At 29.9% G+C, this 2,816-nt stretch carries 4 protein-coding genes and 1 pseudogene; 3 read left to right on the forward strand and 2 right to left on the reverse strand.

Annotation, left to right across the window (positions count from 1 at the left end; genetic code table 11):
- The 3 genes and pseudogenes from RWN11_RS08105 to RWN11_RS08115 all read left to right on the forward strand — a co-directional run.
- A partial coding sequence (locus tag RWN11_RS08105; protein WP_314161229.1) for an iron ABC transporter permease occupies positions 1 to 758 on the forward strand: 758 nt, incomplete at its 5' end.
- The gene (locus RWN11_RS08110) at positions 758 to 1,522 is read left to right on the forward strand and encodes an ABC transporter ATP-binding protein (RefSeq protein WP_314161230.1); all 765 of its coding nucleotides are present in this window, start codon (positions 758 to 760) and stop codon (positions 1,520 to 1,522) included. The genes RWN11_RS08105 and RWN11_RS08110, both read left to right, overlap by 1 nt.
- A gap of 461 nt (positions 1,523 to 1,983) precedes the next feature.
- Positions 1,984 to 2,210, forward strand: a pseudogene (locus RWN11_RS08115) (transposase); the annotation flags it as partial.
- Positions 2,211 to 2,356: 146 nt separating this feature from the next.
- On the opposite strand, the gene cadX reads toward RWN11_RS08115, so the two are convergent.
- Both cadX and RWN11_RS08125 read right to left on the reverse strand, forming a co-directional pair.
- Entirely contained in the window at positions 2,357 to 2,695 is a 339-nt protein-coding gene (cadX, locus tag RWN11_RS08120) for a Cd(II)/Zn(II)-sensing metalloregulatory transcriptional regulator CadX (protein ID WP_314111571.1), read from the reverse strand.
- 11 nt (positions 2,696 to 2,706) lie between these two features.
- Positions 2,707 to 2,814: a cadmium resistance transporter gene (locus RWN11_RS08125; protein WP_314161231.1), complete on the reverse strand. Its 108-nt coding sequence runs from the start codon at positions 2,812 to 2,814 to the stop codon at positions 2,707 to 2,709.
- Positions 2,815 to 2,816: the final 2 nt, after the last annotated feature.

Below are 2,816 nucleotides of genomic sequence, written 5' to 3' on the forward strand. Positions count from 1 at the left end.
GTGGTTTATTATTACAAACAGTATTAAAGAACCCGCTTGTCGATCCTAGTATTATTGGTGTTTCTAGTGGAGCTAACCTATTTTTATACTTAGGATTAGGATTATTCCCACAATTTTTAATGTTTAAGTCTGTGTTTTCTATCATCGGTGGTGTTCTTGGTTTCTTAATAATTTATTACCTAGCGGGTAGAACAAAAAACAATGTTAAAATTATTTTAATCGGTATTGCGATAAGTTATTTCTTCACAGGAATACTAAGTTCTATGCAGTACTTGAACCAAGCTAACTCTACTACTTCATCTGCATTCAAAACTGTTGGTTTAGGAACTAAGAACTGGGATGATGTTTCATTATTATTAGGTTGGATTCCATTACTACTAATTATTAGCTTCTTCTTAGCTAAACTATGTAATATCTTCGCTTTAGATGATAATATTATTAGTTCACTTGGTATTAATATTAATGTGATTCGTTTATTAATTTCATTTGTTGCAGTAGCCCTTGCTTCTGTTTCTACAGCTGTTGCTGGTGTTATGGTCTTTTTAGCTCTTATTACACCTCATATTGCTAAGATTATAATTGGACGAAATCATATTTATACTATTCCATTTAGTGCTTTACTTGGAGCTTTTATTCTACTGTTATTCGATACAATCGGTCGTGTTATTTTCGCACCTATCGAAATACCTGCTGATTTAATAATGATGATTATAGGTGGACCTGCATTTATTATTTTAGTTAAGAAAGGAGTAAGTTAATGGAAAATATAATAGAAATTAATAACCTTATGTTTAAGTATGATAATAAAAATGCTCTTTTTGAAGGTCTAAATGTAAGTATTGAAAAAGGTAAGATTACTACCCTACTTGGTAAAAATGGTTGTGGTAAAAGTACCCTTATAAAAATATTAGCCAAAAATTTAAACTATAATTCTGGAAGTATAAAAATCGAAAATAAGGAATTAAATTCATATTCATTAAAAGAGCTTGCGAGTATTCTTGCGATTGTTTATCAAAAAAATGAAACTCCAAGAGAAATTACTATTTATGATATGGTTAGTTTCGCTCGTCTTCCTTATCAAAATATTTTCTTTTATAAACCTAACGCTAGTGATGTTGAAAAAATTGAATTTGCTCTTGGAAAAACTAATTTAAAAGCCTATAGAGATAAACGTGTAGATGAATTATCTGGAGGTCAGCTTCAACGTGTTTATATCGCAATGGCATTAGCACAAAGTACTGATATTATTATATTAGATGAACCTACTACCTTCCTTGATATAAAATATCAAAAATCTATAATGCAGCTTGTAAGAGACCTTAATAAATCTCTGGGAATTACTATTATCATGGTATTGCATGATATTAATCAAGCTCTAGCTTATAGTGATAATATTATTGCTCTTCTTGATGGAAAAGTAATTAAAAATGATCAAGCTGCTAACTTTTTTGATGAAGATCTTCTAAACAAACTTTATGACGCTGATATTAAAATAGAAGATGGAAAAGTAATTAGTTGGTAATTAATAAAGTTAATAATATGAAAAATTTGAAATTAATCGCTATATCAGAATATTAATATTTTGGTATAGCGATAATTTTATATCTGTAAAGGTTGTTAATGTTATTTCAGAAACCTTTAAATACTGTTATATCAACGTTTATGAGAATTTACCCTTCAAAAGGTAGAGCGAAAACTAGAGTAGCTAATAAGTTAATTTAGTAATCTAATCTAAATAAATGCTGACTGCTTCTAGCTTTCTTTGAGGTGCTAACTCTGCGTAAGTATCCATAGTAGTTGACATTGACTTATGCCCCAAGTTCTTTCCAATTTGTACCTACATTAAGCAACATTGAATCATGAGTGTGTCGAAACAAATGGAAACCATAATCTGGTGATTCTAGACTTACTAATTGAAAATGATAAAATAAGAATGTACAGTTTTGATAAAATAAAAATGTACAAATAGGTTATAATAGCGCATATTATCAGTTTCACTATCAGATTTGGCACAGAATTTATTCGACAAACCTTATTGAGTCTCTTAATAAAGAAATCAAACGTCAAACGAAAAAGAAGGTTTTTCCTAACGAGGAGTCTCTGGAACGTTACTTAGTTACTTTGTTTGAAAATTATAATTTCAAGCAAAGTCAACGAATCCATAAAGGGGGTGCCAATGTTATGACACACTCGAAAGCTTATTTGATTAATACTCCATAACTCTACTTGAGTGTTTACACATACTTATTAACAGTATCAACATGATACGAGTAGGTATTTCTTGTGAGTAAATTTCATCAGAAAATTTCATAGATAAGTCCTACATATAATCATGATAAAGTAGTAAAAATAGTTATTATCCTAGTTGATTAAAAAAATCTCTGATTTCCTCATCTTTTATAAAATAATATATAATTTTCCCCTCTCTTCTAGTGTCCAAGATGTTTTGATTGGCTAGTTTACGAAGATGGTGGGAGGCAGATGCCATACTGAGATCTAGTAAACAGGCTATATCACAGACACAGAGTTCTTCAACAGCAAGGAGATAAAAGATGATATTTATCTGTTTATTATCGGTAAACTTTGTTAAAATGCGAAGTGATTTTTGGACTTTTTCCTTTTCAAGGTAGTTCGTTGCGGTTGTAATATTTTGCTGATTTATAACATTCACTTGGCAGATACTATCTTTTTTCATAATATTTTCTCCTAGCCTAATATAGTCCATAGTATGTCAAAACTGTTATTTTCAATCAGGATATATATCCCCAATCCTAAATAAACAACGGCAATAAACCATCTGCTATATTTTTCCAAAG

The organism is uncultured Gemella sp. (genome assembly GCF_963519265.1).
Taxonomy (GTDB): Bacteria; Bacillota; Bacilli; order Staphylococcales; family Gemellaceae; genus Gemella.

Bases quoted from the DNA above. Each gene is read 5' to 3' on its own strand.
- RWN11_RS08110 (WP_314161230.1), top strand. From the start codon at position 758: ATGGAAAATATAATAGAAATTAATAACCTTATGTTTAAGTATGATAAT.
- cadX (WP_314111571.1), bottom strand. From the start codon at position 2,695: ATGAAAAAAGATAGTATCTGCCAAGTGAATGTTATAAATCAGCAAAAT.